Raw genomic sequence first — 15,985 nt, 5'->3', positions numbered from 1 at the left:
ATTAGTCTTTCCAAAGATTCATCGCATCAAGGAAATCAGCTGATGCGGATAAGTTTTGCGGTAGTGGATTTTCTCGTTCGGCATTTTTTGCCTCTACCTGAGCTACAGTTGTAATCCCTTCTCGACGCCAGTTGCGCAAAATAGCCTGAATATAACGCCAATTGGTCTTGTTGTTAAAAACTGCTTCTCGTAAGGCAGTCCGAACAAGGTCTAGAGACACACGATCCTCTTCGATAGTCTTTTGCAAGTCCTCGATTTCAAAAGGCGAAAGAAATCGTCCTAATTCCCGTTCAAAATCAGCCACCAAATCCTTCAAATCATAAGAAATATCTCTCGATTGCTCCGCCATTTCCCTAGAAGATTCAAGAAAACGATCCAACTTTTCAAAAGCTGGACTAGCATCAAAGAGCATTTCAATCTCACCAGCCAGGTTAATGGTCTTATACTCCAAAAGCCCTGCCTCCTGCAGTTGTTCAATAGAGCGATTAACTGTTGCTAGAGCTTTACCAGTCGCTTGGGCGATTTGACTCGGTGCTAAACCATCTAAGTTACTAGTGTTTTGATAATAGAAAAACTGCCAGATTAAAAAATCATCTGCGGACGGAAAAAGGTCCTTAAAATGAAAAAGTAAAGCTGGTGGTAGGACAAGCTGTCCTTGACCGAATTCCTTTGCGTATGACATAATTCCTCTCTATAAACTAGCTGATAAGGCTGAGTCCCCTATAACACTCCAATCGTACGGTGTTTCTTGATAGACAGCGTAATTGACCCAGTTGGTAAAAAACTGAGCAGCAGGTAAGTTCCAAGATAGCTTGGGACGACTTGCGGGGTCGTCATTTGTAAAGTAATGCTCTGGAACCTGAGGTTTTTTCCCAGCCAAACAATCTCGTTCGTATTCTTTAGCTAATGTGTCCCTATCATATTCCAAATGTCCAAAGCTATAAACTTCACGCAAATCTTTACTAGCTAAAATCGATAGACCAACATCTTTTCCAGCAGCTAAGATTTCTAATTGCTCCAGACATGCGACCAGCTCTTCTTTCACTTCTGTATAACGTGAATGTGGCGCTAAAAAACTATCATCAAATCCTCGCATTAATGGGGAATCTGGTTTAAGCAGCTCTTGTTCGTATACACCTGACAGCTTACTAGCAAGTCGTTCCTTTGGAATACCATAACGCGCATACAACCCCGCCTGAGCTCCCCAACAAATATGCAAAGTCGAACAAATATGGGTCTTAGACCATTCTAATACTTCAACCAGTTCCTGCCAGTAGTCCACTTCTTCAAATGGTAAATTTTCAACAGGAGCGCCGGTAACAATTAAACCATCGAAATAATCATGCTTGACTTCTTCGAATGTCTTATAGAATTGATCTAGGTGTTCGGCATGCGTGTTTTTAGAAGCATGGCTTACCATATGAAGGAACTCCACTTCCAACTGCAAGGGAGTATTCGCAAGCAAACGGAGTAGTTGGGTTTCTGTTACGATTTTTTGTGGCATGAGATTCAATATGAGAATCCGGATAGGGCGAATGTCCTGATGACTCGCTCGAATATGATCCATAACGAATATATTTTCCGTTTTCAATATCTCAACAGCCGGAAGTGATTTATCTATCTTAATTGGCATAGGAGTTCCTCCTCTTCTTCATTATATTATAAGTGAGGAAAGCCTGCTTTTCAATTAGAAGAAAACTAGGGTAGGTTATAGTTTTAGTCTATGACTTGATGTTGATCTAATAATGCATCAAGACTTTATAATCGTAATCTCCAATTGCTTCGCGTCCTTTGAGTTCGTCCAACTCAATTAAGAATGCACAACCAGCAACAATACCACCTAGTTTCTCAATCATTTCGATGGTTGCCTTAACGGTACCACCAGTCGCCAACAAGTCATCAACAATCAACACACGTTGACCAGGCTTAATCGCATCAGCGTGCATGGTCAGAGTATCAATGCCATACTCTTTTTCATAATCAGCCGAGATGACTTCGCGTGGTAATTTGCCTGGCTTACGAACAGGTGCAAAGCCAATTCCTAATTCAAAGGCTACTGGACAGCCGACGATGAAACCACGCGCTTCTGGTCCAACAATCATATCAATCTGCTTATCAGTTGCATATTGTACGATTTCACGAATAGCATAACTATAAGCATTTCCATCTGCCATCAACGGACTAATGTCACGAAATTCAATACCCTCTTTTGGATAATTTGGAATGGTTGCAATATACTCTTTTAAGTTCATTTTCTATTCCTTTATAAAAATTTTATCTTCTTCATTATATCATAATTTCTGACTAGTGAAAGATTCTGTTCTCACTTCTCAATAATCAGTTTAAAACATATTGGCTATCCGTCGCTGTTCCCAGCAATACATCGGACCGAAATAGGCTGGTTAAAATAATACCAATTTCTATTCTTCTATAACTACTTTCTTCTACTCTCTCAACCAATCATAGATTTCCTGCACTGTTCCGAGTGCCATGCGTTCCTGCTCGATGACCTGTTTCTTCAAGTCTTGGTAAATCTGGCTATCCGCAATCTCTCGTTTTCCTGCGTCAGTATTGACCGTCATGACGCCGTCTGTAATGGTCACAAAGCCAAGTTCTTGAAAAATCTGAATCATCTTAACCAAGAGAGGTTGCTTGATTTTCAAATAGGTAGCCAATTCAGCTAATTTATAGCGGACATCAAATTCCTTGAATTGGTAGATGGTCTTGTATAGTTTTGCAAACTGTTCTCGACTGCCATACCCATCAAGGTAGTAAGGAGTGACAATCTCATTTTTGAAGTAAATAGCTTGAAAATCATGCTCTTGAAAAATTGGCTTGAGGTCCGACAGGTTTTCAGGCAACTGAGCTAAAACAAGCGACTGAGCACCAGCTAGTTTAGATAAATCTGTCATATCCAAAACAGGTACTCCCTCTGGAAGAGCATGTTGCTTCCCGCGGATATTATAGAGTTGAACCCCTTCTACACGGGCATCAACTAGCATGAGTTGAAGACTGGTATGTCCATTCCACTGGTTGACAGATAGCGTTACCGCTAACTCTAAATTTTTTGCCTGTGAAAATTCTAAGGCCTGGCGTCCTTGACCAAAGGCAACCAAGTCAAAAGCTACCTGCCCCTTCACCAAACGGAGTTTGAGGTGGGCGTTGTCTTGCCCCATGGTCCGAGCGGATTCAACCTGCACATCTTTGACATAGAAAATCGGTTTTTTGTTATCCATACCGTAGGGCGCTAGTTTGTCAAACGACTTGAGTGTATCTAAGGTCAATTCTTCCAAGTCTAGTTCTTCATCCAAGACCAAATTGGACTTGCTAACCTCTTCAAGATTGTTATCTCGAACATAATCAGATAAGGTTTTAGCCAAGTCACCCAACCTGCCTACTTCCAAGGTCATTCCAGCAGCTCCTGCATGTCCCCCAAAAGCGATAAAGAGATCTTGATGATTTTTGAGGGCTTGAAAAATATCGACCGCTTCTACCGAACGAGCCGAGCCTTTTGCACGACCGTCTTCAATAGATAAGACGACGATAGGTTGCTGCAATTCTTCTAACAAACGACCAGCAACAATCCCCAATACACCTGGATTCCACCCCTCTTTTGCCAAAACTTGAACAGGTTGGTCCATGTCAATCATAGCCTTAGCCTGCTCATAAATATCTTGCACAATTTCTTTACGTTCCGTATTTTTAGCATCAATCATAAGGGCGATTTCATGTGCTTCCTCTTCATCAAATCCTGTTAACAAGTCAACCGCGGGATTTGGATCATCCAAGCGACCCAAGGCATTCAATCGTGGAGCAATTTGAAAACCGATTGTTTCTTCATCAAGACCGGCTACATCGATGCCAGCAATCTGCATCAACTCCTGCAAACCTACCCGTTCTGTCTGTTTGAGAAGAGATAGGCCATATTTGACCATAACCCTATTTTCATCGGTCAAACTGACCATGTCCGCAATGGTTCCAATGGCAACCAGATCTAACAAGTCTGCATGCACTGTTTCTAATAAAGCACAAGCCAGCTTAAAGGCCACTCCACAACCTGCTAGGTGCTTGAAAGGATAATCTCCCTCTGGATGCTCTGGATGCACAATGGCATAAGCATCCGGCAAGGTTTCCTGAAGGGAATGGTGGTCTGTCACAACCACATCAACTCCCATTTCTTTTGCATAGGCAATCGCCTCATGCCCTGCCACACCATTGTCCACGGTAACAATCAAGGAAATCCCTTGCTGCTCAATGAAATACTTGTAAACCGATCGATTGGGACCATAACCATCTGTAAAACGATTGGGTAGGTAGACTTGCACTTCAGCTCCCATTTCCTCCAAGGTTTCTTTGAGAATAGAAGCCGAGGTCATCCCGTCCGCATCATAATCACCGTAAATCAAAATCTGCTCATAATCCTCAATCGCACGACGAATCCGCTCCACTGCCTTATCCATATCATGTAAAAGATAGGGATCGTGCAAATCTTCTAAGCTCGGTTGTAAAAAGCTTGTCAATGCTTCCTTAGACTGAATTCCACGTTCATAGAGAAGCTTGGCTGCCAGAGGATCTAACCCCTCTTTCTTAGCCAATTTTAAAAACTCTGTATCAGAAAAACTAGGTAAAATCTCCCAGTTATAAGTGGGTGTAATCACTGCTTTCTCCTTTATAGCCCATCAGCTTTCTCTTATTTCTTCATGGCATATTTAACCGTATTTCAGCGACTGAATGGCTCTATTCATAGACTTTCATTATATCATTTTTCCTGCAAAAAAACGACAGGCTACCTGTCGATTCTCTTTATAATAATGCTCCTTACAAAAGTGGTGCAATAATCTGCATCACAGCACCTGCCAGTCGCTTGTACCATGGGTATGTATTTTCAAAACCAACTAGAGTCACACGTTCGGACTGGACAAAGGAATCTTCAAAGTCCTTGTGAATGTCTGCCAGTACCTGCTTGTGATTATAGACGTAAAGCCCACATTCGAAGTTGAGATAAAAGGAACGGAAGTCCATATTGACTGTACCAACTGTTGCCTTTTTGTCATCTACCAAGACAACTTTGGAGTGGACAAAACCAGGTGTAAATTCATAAATTTCAATCCCTGCTTCTAAGTAGGTCCGGAAATCCGTCCTAGCAGCGAGATAGGCCGACTGCTTATCATAGATATGTGGTAAAAGCAATTTGACCTGAACACCACGCCTAGCAGCATAAGTCAGGTTGTCAATCATTTCATCATCTAACACCAGATACGGCGTCATAATATAGATATAGTCCGTCGCAGACTGAATCATATCCAGATAAACGCGTTTGGCGACTTCATCGTTGTCAAAAGGACTTTCTCCATAAGCAAGAAAATAACCTTCACCTCCAACCGTTTCTGATTCTGCATCTTTGTGAGCTCGAAGGTATTTGAGGTCATCATTTTCCCTCTTCTCATCAAAATTCCACATTTGAAGGAACATGTTGGTAAAATTAGCAACAGCCTCACCTTTGACCATAATCGCTGCATCTTTCCAGTAACCAAACCGTTCTTTTTGGTTGATGTACTCATCCGCAATATTGACACCACCTGTGAAGGCAACCTTTCCGTCAATAACAGTAATCTTACGGTGATCACGGTTGTTCTGAACAGTTGATAGGGCTGGGATAATCTGTGAAAAGACTTTAGCTTTTATACCATAAGAACGCAAGGTTTTGTAGTAGTTATAGGGAAGCAAGCTGAGGGAATTCATCCCGTCGTACATAAAACGCACTTCCACTCCCTGCTCTGCTTTTTCCTTCAGAATCGTTAGAATAGACTCCCACATATAGCCAAAATCGACAATGAAGTACTCCATAAAAATATACTGCTCTGCCTTTTTCAACTCTTCCAAGAGCGCCTCAAACTTTGCTTCCCCTGATGGAAAATAAACTGCATCTGTATTGGTGTGCAATGGATAGCCAACATACTCACTCATATAGTGAGCTAGCTTAAGTTGCTCCTTATCTTCCCGTGCCAAGCCTTTCATAACTTTCTCAGACGTATGCCCATATTCTCGCATAATTGCAGCTTGTTTCTTAAATGTCCGACGATACCGTCGTGTTTCAATGTTGGATTGGAGGATAAAGTAAAAAAGAGCACCAAAAATCGGAATACCGACGACAAACAAAATCCAAGTCAGCTTAAAACTAGCATTCATGGGACGATTGAGAATCGAAATCGCAACTAGGATTGAGAAAAGCTGCAAGACAGACCAAATTGCTGGGATTTGCACCGCAGCCGAAGTCACCAACCACAAAATCGAAAGAATCGTAATCCCAATCAAAACCAGAACAATAAACGTCCGGCTATAAATCAGCCTCCATAACTTCCCCATAAAAAACTCCTTATTTATCAGATTTGTTCTATTATACAAATTTTCACAAGAAAAAGCTAGACCATGGAGGGACTAGCTACTGTTATAAAGAGATGGATTTTGATACTTACTGGCTTATGCTGATAGGAATTCTTATCAGATATACTTTTACAAACTAATATTCTTCAAAATGGTTATAGAGATGTCGGAGTGACCTTATCTCTGTCTGAATCTGTTGGCCAACAGTGGTATCTTTTACCAGTATTCGATGATTGGCTTCTTCTACCAAACGCTGAGTCGAAATAATTTCACACCCTCCATCTAGCACATCTTCCACATTGGTAAAAGGTTGATGAGCAACTATTTGCAAACCGTAACTGTTAAAAACGAGGGTATAACCTGCTATACCAGTCTGTTTCTGATAACCTTTAGCCAATCCCCCGTCAATAACAAGCATCTTACCATCTGCCTTGATAGGACTTTCTCCACGCTTTTCCTTGACAGGTGTATGACCATTAATAATATGACTTTGAGAGTCTAAACCGAATTCTTCTAAAATCTGACAGCAAACTTCTACGTCATTACGCAAGTTAAAATAAGGATTTTTCATCTCCTTATGCCTGTTGGTGTCTTCAATGTAATAGCGCTCAAAAGTAGTCATAGCATCCTTACCAAATAGCGATGAAGATTCACCTATCCAAAGGTACCAAAAAAAGTCTGTATCCAAATCATCGCTAACATCAGGTGACTTAAATGCTGATCGAATAGCATTCTCATAATAGTCCAGCAGTGCTTTTCCGCTATAGTTGACACCACCTAGTCGCAAAGATTTAAAATCTCCATTTTCGTGTAGAGGAATGCATCCATGAAAGAGCAACTGTTGATTGTAGACTTTATACATCGACCCTTTTTCGAGAAGAAAGTCCACGTGTTGCTGGAGACGGGCCGAATTTTGGAAACGATACAAAAGGTGTTCAAGAATGCTCTTCTCCTCTTCTGACAAGGTCGAGGGTTGCTCCACATCAATGCAACAAGCATTAAAATTTGTCAGTGGATAGACTTGCCCAGCAATCTCAATTTCTTTTTTATCAAAATTAATTTTCCGAAGTAGCTGGCGATGGTGCAGAGCAAACTCTGAACGTCGTTCAATCAATTGATCTTCCAATTTAAACTGCAGAATAGCGCAAGCTTGTTGGAGTTGATTGAGCAAAGATTCTTGACTAGAACTAATCTTCCCCTGGTCAATAATGGGGGTAAAAGCTAGACATGGCTGATAGTATTTCTGACTATAATCTATCAAGGGTCTGAGATTAATCCCATATCGATCTTCAATCATTTCTAAATTATTGTAACGGGCTGCAATTCGAATGATATTGACCATACAAAGTGGAGAGCCAGCCATAGCCCCCATCCAAGTAATATCGTGATTTCCCCACTGAATATCAACTGAACGTAACGTCATGAGACGATCTATGATAGTATCTGAATAAGAACCTCGATCGTAAATATCCCCCACCACATGTAAATGGTCAATAACTAAGTTTTGTATCAAATAAGCCAGTGCAATCACCAAATTATCCAATTGTCCCAAAGAAGATACTGTTGACAAAATTGTACGGAAATATTCTATTTTATTTTTTTGCTGGTCAATTTCGGATAGGAGCTCCTCGATGATATAGGAAAATTCCTTGGGCATCGCCTTTCTCACCTTGGATCTTGTATACTTACTACCTACAAATTGAACAACTTTCACTAACCGTGGAATAATCTGCATCAGTTGGTTATCGAAATCAGTCTTTTGTAATTGGCTAGCTAGCCTAGCAATCTTTTCTTCCGGATAGTAGATATAGAGGCAAAGGTCATCAATAGCTTCTCTAGATAGTTGGTCATTTATGAAACACTGCTCTATTTTTTCTTTGACAGCACCGGATGCATTTCTCAATATGTAATCAAAAGCAGCAAATTCACCATGCAAGTCGCTAACAAAATATTCTGTTCCTTTAGGCAAGTGAGTAATAGCTTCTAAATTGATAAGCTCAGTCAAAATTGCATCTTTACTTACAAAATTTTTCTTCAAAAGATGATAATAAGCTTCCATGACAACCTCTTTTTTACAAACATGAATAGGAAAATGCGTTAGATATTTATGTAGTACTTAGTAACAAAACTTCTCACAAGTCATTTCGCCTTTATTGGATTATCAAACCAGAATTATAAATAACTTCCTTCATCAATTGAATATCCCTGAATAGAAATATTTTACTCAAATACCCCATCTAAAACTCCTTTACAAGCTAAACACATAGATTTTGATATTCACTATCCTTGCTCCAAACAGTTAGCACTTTTTACAAAGTACTTATGTAAAAGAAAAACTAGTATTTCAAAGACTATCGATATTTCTCTGCAATTAACATTGAATTTCATTAGCTTAGAATTTGAACTTTCACCTGTGGCTGAAGAGTTGCTAATACAGTTGGATCAATATCCCCTGTAAATGGAGATAGGGCATTGGCTGTACCAACAGCAATTGCGTAGGTTAGACATTCTACAGGACTAAAGTTTTTCTCTAAACCAACCGCAAAAGCAGCTACCATAGAATCTCCGCATCCGACCGTATTGATAGGAGTAATTTTCGGCGGAATGCCCTGATAAACTTTATCTTGGTGTACCATAATTGCCCCATCGCTACCTAGAGATACTACAACATACTCAATTCCCTTATCTGCAATTTTTTTGGCATATTGAACTGTGTCCGCACGTGACTGAATTTTTACATTGAAGAAATCCTCAATCTCATCTTGATTGGGCTTAACTAAAGTAGGTAAGGCATTTAATCCCTCTTGAAAAGAAACACCACTAGAGTCTAGCAAAACTTTTTTGCCAGCTGATTTTGCAAGATCAATCAAGGTTGCATAGACAGAAACTGGAACTCCTTTAGGCAGACTACCGGATAAAGTGACAATATCTGTCTTTGTCAACAAACTGCAAAATTGGTAGATAAAATCAGTCACTTCAGCTTCTTCTACCTGACAACCAGGTTCTAGAAACTCTGTAGATTTGTAACGCCCCTCCAATACATTGATGCAGGAGCGTGTTTCTCCTTTGATGTGAGTAAATGCTGCTTGGATATTAGATTTTTTCAAAAGAAATTCTAAGTAATCGCCATTAAAACCTCCTACAAAACCAGTTGCCGTGACCTCGCTTCCGCAAATTTTTGCAACTCTAGCAACATTAAGACCTTTTCCGCCAGCTGTATTACGTGTCTCTTTGACCCGCATGACTGTACCAGGAACAAATTCTCCATCTAGTACATACGCCTTATCAATCGAGGCATTTAAGGTAACGGTTGTAATCATATTTTTCCTCCTTCAAGAAAGACCTCCGCCAATCTGGCAGAGGCCAACTCTTTTATACGATTGGGGTAGCTAATTCTTCTACAAGAGTGGCTAGTTCCACAATGTTTTCCTTACCTTTATTTTGGAACCATTCAATAGTAGCATCTACTCCCGATTCCTTATAAACTTTAGTTCCTCCAGCCCACGTTGCTCGTCCACAAAGGACTCCATTAAATGTTGACCCACTTTCTTTCGCAAACCGAAGAGTATCACGGAACATAGCCGCACTTACTCCGGCACTGAGGTAAATATAGGGAAGATTTGTTGCAGTGGCTTGCTCCTTATAGTAAGCTGCAGCCTCCTCTTGCGTATAGAACGAATTCTCACTTCCGAATCCTTCAACATAGTCCATATCGACAGGCACCTCTACTTTAAGTACCGCAACATTATACCGAGGATCAGAGTAGTCCCGCATAGCTTGAATTACCTTATGAGGTTTTACTTTGGCATACGCTTCCTTATCCGTTATTTCTGCGTCATAACTGACCAACTCCAAGAAAAGAGGCAAGCCTTCTGCTTTACATTCACTCCCCACACGTTCAACAAAAGCTTTTTTGACGTCATTAATCGAATCAGCTTCATCAACGTCAACATACACTAAGAGTTTGACAGCATCTGCTCCTTGCTCTTTTAATCGTTTCACAGACTCATTGTCAATCAAATCTGGAAAACGTCCGGGGGTGCTAGAATCATATCCAGTCTTTTCATAGGCAAGCATCAGTCCACAATTGGCATCTTTTTTTCCAGCTGCTGGTAACCCGAACTCCGGATCTAATAGGATGGAGCTAGCATATGGTGTTAATTGCTCAGAAACTAGCACCTTGAATTGTTCTAATTCTTCTTGTCTAGCATCTTCTCCAAGCATTCTACGCAGGGCTCCACGCTGGTCAATAGCTAAAGCACTGATAATGCCAGTCTTGGTCGTTAATTTACTTAAATCTGTCATGCTTCGTCTCCTGTTACCGTAATGAAGATTTTTCCATCAATTTTCCGATTACGGTAATCATCAAAAATAGTTTCAAAGGTATCCAAGGTCACGTCGGCAGCAATGAGGGGAGCAATTTGGATGGCACCTTTTTGAAAAAGTTCCACCGCTTCTGCCCATTCTTCACCCGGCCAAGGTGCTGAATAATTCATCCATGACCCTCGTGCAGTCAATTCCTTCCGATTGATGAGCTCAAAGGTTTGAAAATCAATATTCAAATCCTTATGTGGTGTACCAATATAGAGAATATGACCTTTTTTCGCAGCCAGTTTATTGACAATGTAATAACTCTGATTTGCTCCCGAAGTCTCTACTACAAAGTCGAATTGGTCATAAACTGCTTCCAATTCATCTACATTTAAGGTATTAACAATAGCTTTAGCACCTAATTTTTTCGAAAGATTTAGCTTGTCTGAGCTGATATCAAAGGCTGTAACGTCGTAGCCATAATTGACCAGTACTTGTAATGCAAGTAACCCAATTGTTCCCATACCAATCAAGGCAACCTTTTTTACTTCTAATTTTTTTAATTCGGCTACTTTAAAACCATGTAAATTAACTGTCAATGGCTCTATAAAGGCTGCTGTCCGCAAGTCGATATCCGATGGGATATGAACTAAATTTTCCTGAGGAATAACAGCATACTCTCTCAAGCCACCATCTTCACGAGAACCAATGAAACTGTAATTTTTGCTAAGAGAATAGTTGCCCTTCAAACTTTGCTCGTCCTCAAAATCAGGCTTAAGCGGTATAATAGCCACCTTATCTCCTGGCTTATAGTCATCAGACAGACTCTCTTCAACTACACCCGAAAATTCGTGGGTCAAAATCAGTGGGTATTTTTTTGCCTGACCTTCAAAGAAACGTACATAGTCTGAACCACATATTCCTGTGTAGGCGACTTTGACAAGAACATCTCCATCTTTTAGAGGAATAGGTTTGTCCAACTCTTGAACTTCGACATGATTGTTTTCAACTAATACGAGTGCTCTCATGGGGCTTCCTTTCTACGGGTCTATTCGACATCCCATTCTTTTTTGAGACGACGATAGCGAGTCCATGTTAGATAAAGTCCAATCACGTAGATAATACCAATAACTGCGAAACCTGCTACATTTGTCATATTAAAGATTTGGGTAAAGATATAGGTTACTGGTGAACCGCCTTGATCAAGAGCAGCAACACGTGCTGTTGAATCAGACAGGGTGCCAGTTGTTTCTGCTAGTTTTGTAGTTAATCCGATGGATTGGTTAGCAATCCAAATTGTCATAAACATAATCACAGAACCAGAAATTAGTGTGCGGAATAGATTCCCTTTGTGCACTGCTACAGCCATAGCAATGAAGAAACCAATGGTAGCCAAGTCACCAAACGGCATCACTTCATTTCCAGGAACGATAAGAGCAATGACGATAGTTAGAGGAATAAAAATCAAGCCCGCAGATACAACAACTGGATCTCCCAAGAGAATAGCTGGATCAAGACCAATAAGGAAGTCTGCTCCTTTGAAACGCTCTTGCAATTTCGCTTTGACAACTTCTGAAATAGGAAGTAGTCCTTCCATGACAGGTTTAATCACTTTTGGCAAGAGAGAAATAACAGCAGCGACTTTAATAGCAAGTTGCAATACACCTTGTGCATCATATCCTGCCAAGATACCAATGATAAAACCTAAGAAGAGGGCAACAACAACTGGTTGTCCAAAAACACCCAAACGTTTTTCAATTTTCTCATGATCAAGGTTGATTTTGTTGAGACCTGGTATTTTTTCAATAATAGTATCAACAATGACTGCAATCGGAGCCATATATGCCGAAGTTCCATGAGGAACTGCGATTCCTTCAAGTCCAAAATATTCTTCAGTGTCATAACGGAACCAATCGCCAAACTTGTAAGCAATGATTGCATGAACAACCACACCCAAAATTCCAATCCAGTAATTTCCTGTCGCAACATAAGCGATCGCTCCTGTAAAGGTCATATGCCACACATTCCAAATATCCACGTTGACAACGCGTGTCATTTTCAAGACTAGCATAATAATATTAACAACGACAGCAATTGGAATAGCTACCAAAGCTATACTTGAAGCCCAAGTAATAGGAGACATACCAGGCCAACCCAAGTCAATAACAGTCAAATTTAGTCCGAAATTTTCTGCCATAGCTTGAGCTGCAGGCCCAATTTGAGCATTCATAAAATCAACAATAATTCCAATACCAACAAAACCAATCCCGATAGAAATCGCTGAATAAAAGGCTTTCCCAATCTTTACTCCAAATAGTAAAGCGATGACGAAAATAACCAACGGCAACATTACAGCTGCACCAAGATCAATAATATATTGTAAGAATTCCATAATTTCCTCCTTTTAAATAAAACAGTTATGTTTTAGGTATACGTTTTACTTTAAAATATTAAGAATATCAGCCTCCAATTTTTCTTCATTAATACCGGAAATAAAGCCCATTACAGTCAAAACTGGAATGTCCCCATAGGTCTTTTTCACACGCATAGTTGTACAGATTAAATCAGCCTCTGTCAAATGAGATTCAATTTCATTAACACGACATTGTACTAAATTTAAATCAATACCATTATTGGCACAGAGATCTTTAATACGATTTGCTGCAACAGTAGATGTTGCAACAGCACCTCCACAAGCTACAATAACTTTCTTCATGACAAAAACTCCTTTTCTTAAATTTTATTTTTAATTGTTGTCAATAAATTCTTGAATTGTTTGAACAATGACTTTCTTGTCCTCTGACTCATTAAGGAAGTTCAAGAGTTCTTCGTTCTGGAACAACCTCATTAGTTTGGTCAGAAAGGCAACCTGATTAGCAGGATCCTTAACCACAATATTAAATATTAGTCGTGTTTCAACTGCCTCATCTGGATCCACCATATGTTGGAAAATCACTGGCTGTGATGTTCGGATAAAAACAATTCCTTCTTTTTTAGCATACTCAGCTTCTGTATGTGGCATGGCGATATGGATTCCAACATGTGTCTTGAGTCCAGTTGGGAACTCTGCTTCTCTTGCTAGAATAGAGGAGAAGTATTCCTCCTTAACATAATTCATATTGCGCAATTGCTCAAAGCTGAATGACAAGACGTCCTTACTCGTGGCCAAATCTTGGTCCAAAAAGACTAAATCTTCACTGAACATACTTTATCTCCTTATATCTAGTAATATTTCATATTCTTCAATGAGGGCATGGACTTCCATGGATGTTTGGCAGGCATCTAATTTTTCTTTAAATCTCGGATTTTTCAATAGATTTGAAAGATTGAAGAACGCCTTGGTATGGGTCCTTGAATCAACAGCTGACAAAAGACAAATGTAACGAACAGGTAAAGTGCCAATGTCTGTGACATCATCCTGTACTTCATCATCAAAGTAAACTGGATGTTTCAATCGTATCAAGTTCATCGCAGTCTTACGATTATAATCACCAATCTGAGCATGTGGATAAGCAAATCCTTCCGATATGACCATATAGGGACCATTTTCTTGGATGTTTTTAACTATGGTATCCAAGTAAGTTATATCGCAACTTCCTTCAACTACTAAATTTTGTCCCGCACGATAGATTGCTTCCTTCCAGTCAGCCACCTCCACATCGAGCTGAATATGAGTTTCAGGTAGAAAATCTGCTAAACGCTGCTCTACAATTTCTTCAGAATCTTCTACAAATGAAAGAAGCAAGGTCCGAACAGATGCTTTTAATTCTTTTTGGGTCAACTCTTCTTGATCAATTTTTTCCGATATTAGCTCAATTATTTTCAGAGCTGTATCTTTTTGTAGACTAATATCAGAGAATTCTTTCTCTTTGATAATCCGATCAATTTCATTGGCAATTAAGATGTAATCCTCATCCGTAACAACTGGCGAAATATGAAGATACTCTTGATTTGGTAAGTACGTTGTAGTTAGTACCAAGTCATAATACCCTTGAATTGTATCTGCTACTGAGTATATATCCAAATTAAAGGAAAAATTATTGTTGAGTTTACTTTCTATTAAGAAAATCTCCGTTGCTTTTTCTTGCGTTACCAAAGCTACCTTAAGACTGCTCCCTTTTCGCTTTTTTCGCTCCATCGCTGCATAGACATGAATGATAATATAATCAATTTCAATCAATCTAGCTTTTCGGCCAATACTCTCTTCAATGATCCCAAGGTGATGAAGAATCGCATCTTTAATTTTTAAATTGCTTTTGACAATATCTTCCATAAATAACGGACTGTGTGACGCATGGTCCTCTCGCCGCAACATACGCAATAAATGAGCTGCAAAATTATCATAAAAAATGTAATCTTCCTTAAAGTCAATCTGTAATTCTTGGGATATTTTTTCAATAAAGCGCATAGCTACCACTTGAATACGAATTGATTCTTTGTTTATTTTGGAGCTCAACTGACCTCTCGAAACATCCTGTTCCAACTCTTTTTCAATAAAAATAATATCTACCTCATCAAGAAAGAGATACGAAATGAGAGAATCTGCTAAATATTGATAAGTTCTTGTAAGGGTCCCTCCCTCCTTTTCTAATTTCTGACCATGATAATTTCGAAAGGCTGATATTGTCAAATATCTTTGTAATCGAGCCATATTCTTTTCTGCTAGTGCAAGCTTTGTTCGACATTTCTTTAAAGCAAGCTCAATCATATCAAGTTGGATTTTTTCTTCATATCCCTCCTCAAAGGCAACTGTTTCTAGAATTGAAAAATGTTCCAATCCTGTTACTTGATAAAGGAAACGACGCACTGCAACCTCATCCGCTTCCACCTTAAATCCTTTATTTGCTCGTGAAACAAGCTTAATTCCATGTTCCTTTGCTAGAGAACGAGTTGTCCGAAGGTCATTCACCACTGTAGAACGACTTGTCAATAATTTTTCTGACAACTGTTGGATTGTCATATAGGAGGTGTTATTTATTAACATCAAGAGACAAATCAAACTCCGCTCATCACTTGTAAATTTGTATTCATATACATCAAACTTATTGATTTCTGTCAGAATTCGCTTCTTATCCACAGTCAAATGCAATCGCAAATGTTTATTCTTTATCTCAATTTGTCCAAAATTCAAATTCCCTAAGTAGTCGTTTAGAGACACGACATCATTTCGGATGGTACGATCAGATACTTCGTATAGAGCAGCCAAATCAGATAAGCGCGACTCCTTTCTTTCAATAAGTAAGTTTAATATTTCTTTACTTCGTTGATTCATCACTTCCTCCTTTCTAAA

General features: G+C 39.5%; 13 protein-coding genes. All 13 read right to left on the bottom strand.

The annotated features are described in order from the left end of the window. Window position 1: 1 nt before the first annotated feature. The 13 genes from AC4CS8_RS03690 to AC4CS8_RS03630 all read right to left on the bottom strand — a co-directional run bounded on the left by AC4CS8_RS03690 (window position 2) and on the right by AC4CS8_RS03630 (window position 15,967). The gene (locus AC4CS8_RS03690; protein ID WP_493893599.1) at window positions 2–682 is read right to left on the bottom strand and encodes a DnaD domain-containing protein; all 681 of its coding nucleotides are present in this window, start codon (window positions 680–682) and stop codon (window positions 2–4) included. A 9-nt stretch (window positions 683–691) separates the two neighbouring features. Then, window positions 692–1,633, bottom strand: a complete 942-nt coding sequence (gene metA, locus AC4CS8_RS03685; RefSeq protein ID WP_493893598.1) for a homoserine O-acetyltransferase MetA — start codon at window positions 1,631–1,633, stop codon at window positions 692–694. A gap of 106 nt (window positions 1,634–1,739) precedes the next feature. Then, entirely contained in the window at window positions 1,740–2,252 is a 513-nt protein-coding gene (locus AC4CS8_RS03680) for an adenine phosphoribosyltransferase (protein ID WP_493893597.1), read from the bottom strand. Window positions 2,253–2,444: 192 nt separating this feature from the next. Then, a complete protein-coding gene (recJ, locus tag AC4CS8_RS03675) occupies window positions 2,445–4,658 on the bottom strand; it encodes a single-stranded-DNA-specific exonuclease RecJ (protein ID WP_493893596.1) in 2,214 nt (737 codons plus the stop codon). Window positions 4,659–4,818: 160 nt separating this feature from the next. After that, window positions 4,819–6,366: a cardiolipin synthase gene (gene cls, locus AC4CS8_RS03670; protein ID WP_493893595.1), complete on the bottom strand. Its 1,548-nt coding sequence runs from the start codon at window positions 6,364–6,366 to the stop codon at window positions 4,819–4,821. 154 nt (window positions 6,367–6,520) lie between these two features. Continuing rightward, complete coding sequence (locus AC4CS8_RS03665) at window positions 6,521–8,443, bottom strand: fructose-1,6-bisphosphatase (RefSeq protein ID WP_493893594.1); 1,923 nt, start codon at window positions 8,441–8,443, stop codon at window positions 6,521–6,523. Between the two features lie 328 nt (window positions 8,444–8,771). Next, on the bottom strand, window positions 8,772–9,704 hold the full coding sequence (gene pfkB, locus AC4CS8_RS03660; protein ID WP_493893593.1) for a 1-phosphofructokinase: 933 nt from the start codon (window positions 9,702–9,704) through the stop codon (window positions 8,772–8,774). A gap of 52 nt (window positions 9,705–9,756) precedes the next feature. After that, the gene (locus AC4CS8_RS03655) at window positions 9,757–10,689 is read right to left on the bottom strand and encodes a tagatose 1,6-diphosphate aldolase (RefSeq protein ID WP_493893592.1); all 933 of its coding nucleotides are present in this window, start codon (window positions 10,687–10,689) and stop codon (window positions 9,757–9,759) included. Then, window positions 10,686–11,723: a galactitol-1-phosphate 5-dehydrogenase gene (locus AC4CS8_RS03650; protein WP_493893591.1), complete on the bottom strand. Its 1,038-nt coding sequence runs from the start codon at window positions 11,721–11,723 to the stop codon at window positions 10,686–10,688. The genes AC4CS8_RS03655 and AC4CS8_RS03650 overlap by 4 nt, the downstream gene beginning before the upstream one ends. A 20-nt stretch (window positions 11,724–11,743) precedes the next feature. After that, window positions 11,744–13,087 carry a PTS galactitol transporter subunit IIC gene (locus AC4CS8_RS03645; RefSeq protein WP_493893590.1) on the bottom strand — a complete coding sequence of 448 codons (1,344 nt, stop codon included), beginning with the start codon at window positions 13,085–13,087 and terminating at the stop codon, window positions 11,744–11,746. A 45-nt stretch (window positions 13,088–13,132) separates the two neighbouring features. Continuing rightward, the gene (gene gatB, locus AC4CS8_RS03640) at window positions 13,133–13,411 is read right to left on the bottom strand and encodes a PTS galactitol transporter subunit IIB (protein WP_493893589.1); all 279 of its coding nucleotides are present in this window, start codon (window positions 13,409–13,411) and stop codon (window positions 13,133–13,135) included. A 30-nt stretch (window positions 13,412–13,441) separates the two neighbouring features. Continuing rightward, window positions 13,442–13,900: a PTS sugar transporter subunit IIA gene (locus AC4CS8_RS03635; RefSeq protein WP_493893588.1), complete on the bottom strand. Its 459-nt coding sequence runs from the start codon at window positions 13,898–13,900 to the stop codon at window positions 13,442–13,444. A 3-nt stretch (window positions 13,901–13,903) separates the two neighbouring features. Next, window positions 13,904–15,967, bottom strand: coding sequence for a BglG family transcription antiterminator (locus tag AC4CS8_RS03630; protein ID WP_493893587.1), 2,064 nt, complete (start codon window positions 15,965–15,967; stop codon window positions 13,904–13,906). Window positions 15,968–15,985: the final 18 nt, after the last annotated feature.

This window comes from Streptococcus sp. NSSLK0004, from assembly GCF_059039125.1.
The sequence above is the reverse complement of the archived record's forward strand: the minus strand, read 5'-3'. Positions and strand labels throughout refer to the sequence as shown.

Bases quoted from the DNA above. Each gene is read 5' to 3' on its own strand.
- AC4CS8_RS03690 (WP_493893599.1), bottom strand. From the start codon at position 682: ATGTCATACGCAAAGGAATTCGGTCAAGGACAGCTTGTCCTACCACCA.
- pfkB (WP_493893593.1), bottom strand. From the start codon at position 9,704: ATGATTACAACCGTTACCTTAAATGCCTCGATTGATAAGGCGTATGTA.
- gatB (WP_493893589.1), bottom strand. From the start codon at position 13,411: ATGAAGAAAGTTATTGTAGCTTGTGGAGGTGCTGTTGCAACATCTACT.
- metA (WP_493893598.1), bottom strand. From the start codon at position 1,633: ATGCCAATTAAGATAGATAAATCACTTCCGGCTGTTGAGATATTGAAA.
- AC4CS8_RS03665 (WP_493893594.1), bottom strand. From the start codon at position 8,443: ATGGAAGCTTATTATCATCTTTTGAAGAAAAATTTTGTAAGTAAAGAT.
- AC4CS8_RS03645 (WP_493893590.1), bottom strand. From the start codon at position 13,087: ATGGAATTCTTACAATATATTATTGATCTTGGTGCAGCTGTAATGTTG.
- AC4CS8_RS03630 (WP_493893587.1), bottom strand. From the start codon at position 15,967: ATGAATCAACGAAGTAAAGAAATATTAAACTTACTTATTGAAAGAAAG.
- AC4CS8_RS03650 (WP_493893591.1), bottom strand. From the start codon at position 11,723: ATGAGAGCACTCGTATTAGTTGAAAACAATCATGTCGAAGTTCAAGAG.
- cls (WP_493893595.1), bottom strand. From the start codon at position 6,366: ATGGGGAAGTTATGGAGGCTGATTTATAGCCGGACGTTTATTGTTCTG.
- AC4CS8_RS03635 (WP_493893588.1), bottom strand. From the start codon at position 13,900: ATGTTCAGTGAAGATTTAGTCTTTTTGGACCAAGATTTGGCCACGAGT.
- AC4CS8_RS03680 (WP_493893597.1), bottom strand. From the start codon at position 2,252: ATGAACTTAAAAGAGTATATTGCAACCATTCCAAATTATCCAAAAGAG.
- AC4CS8_RS03655 (WP_493893592.1), bottom strand. From the start codon at position 10,689: ATGACAGATTTAAGTAAATTAACGACCAAGACTGGCATTATCAGTGCT.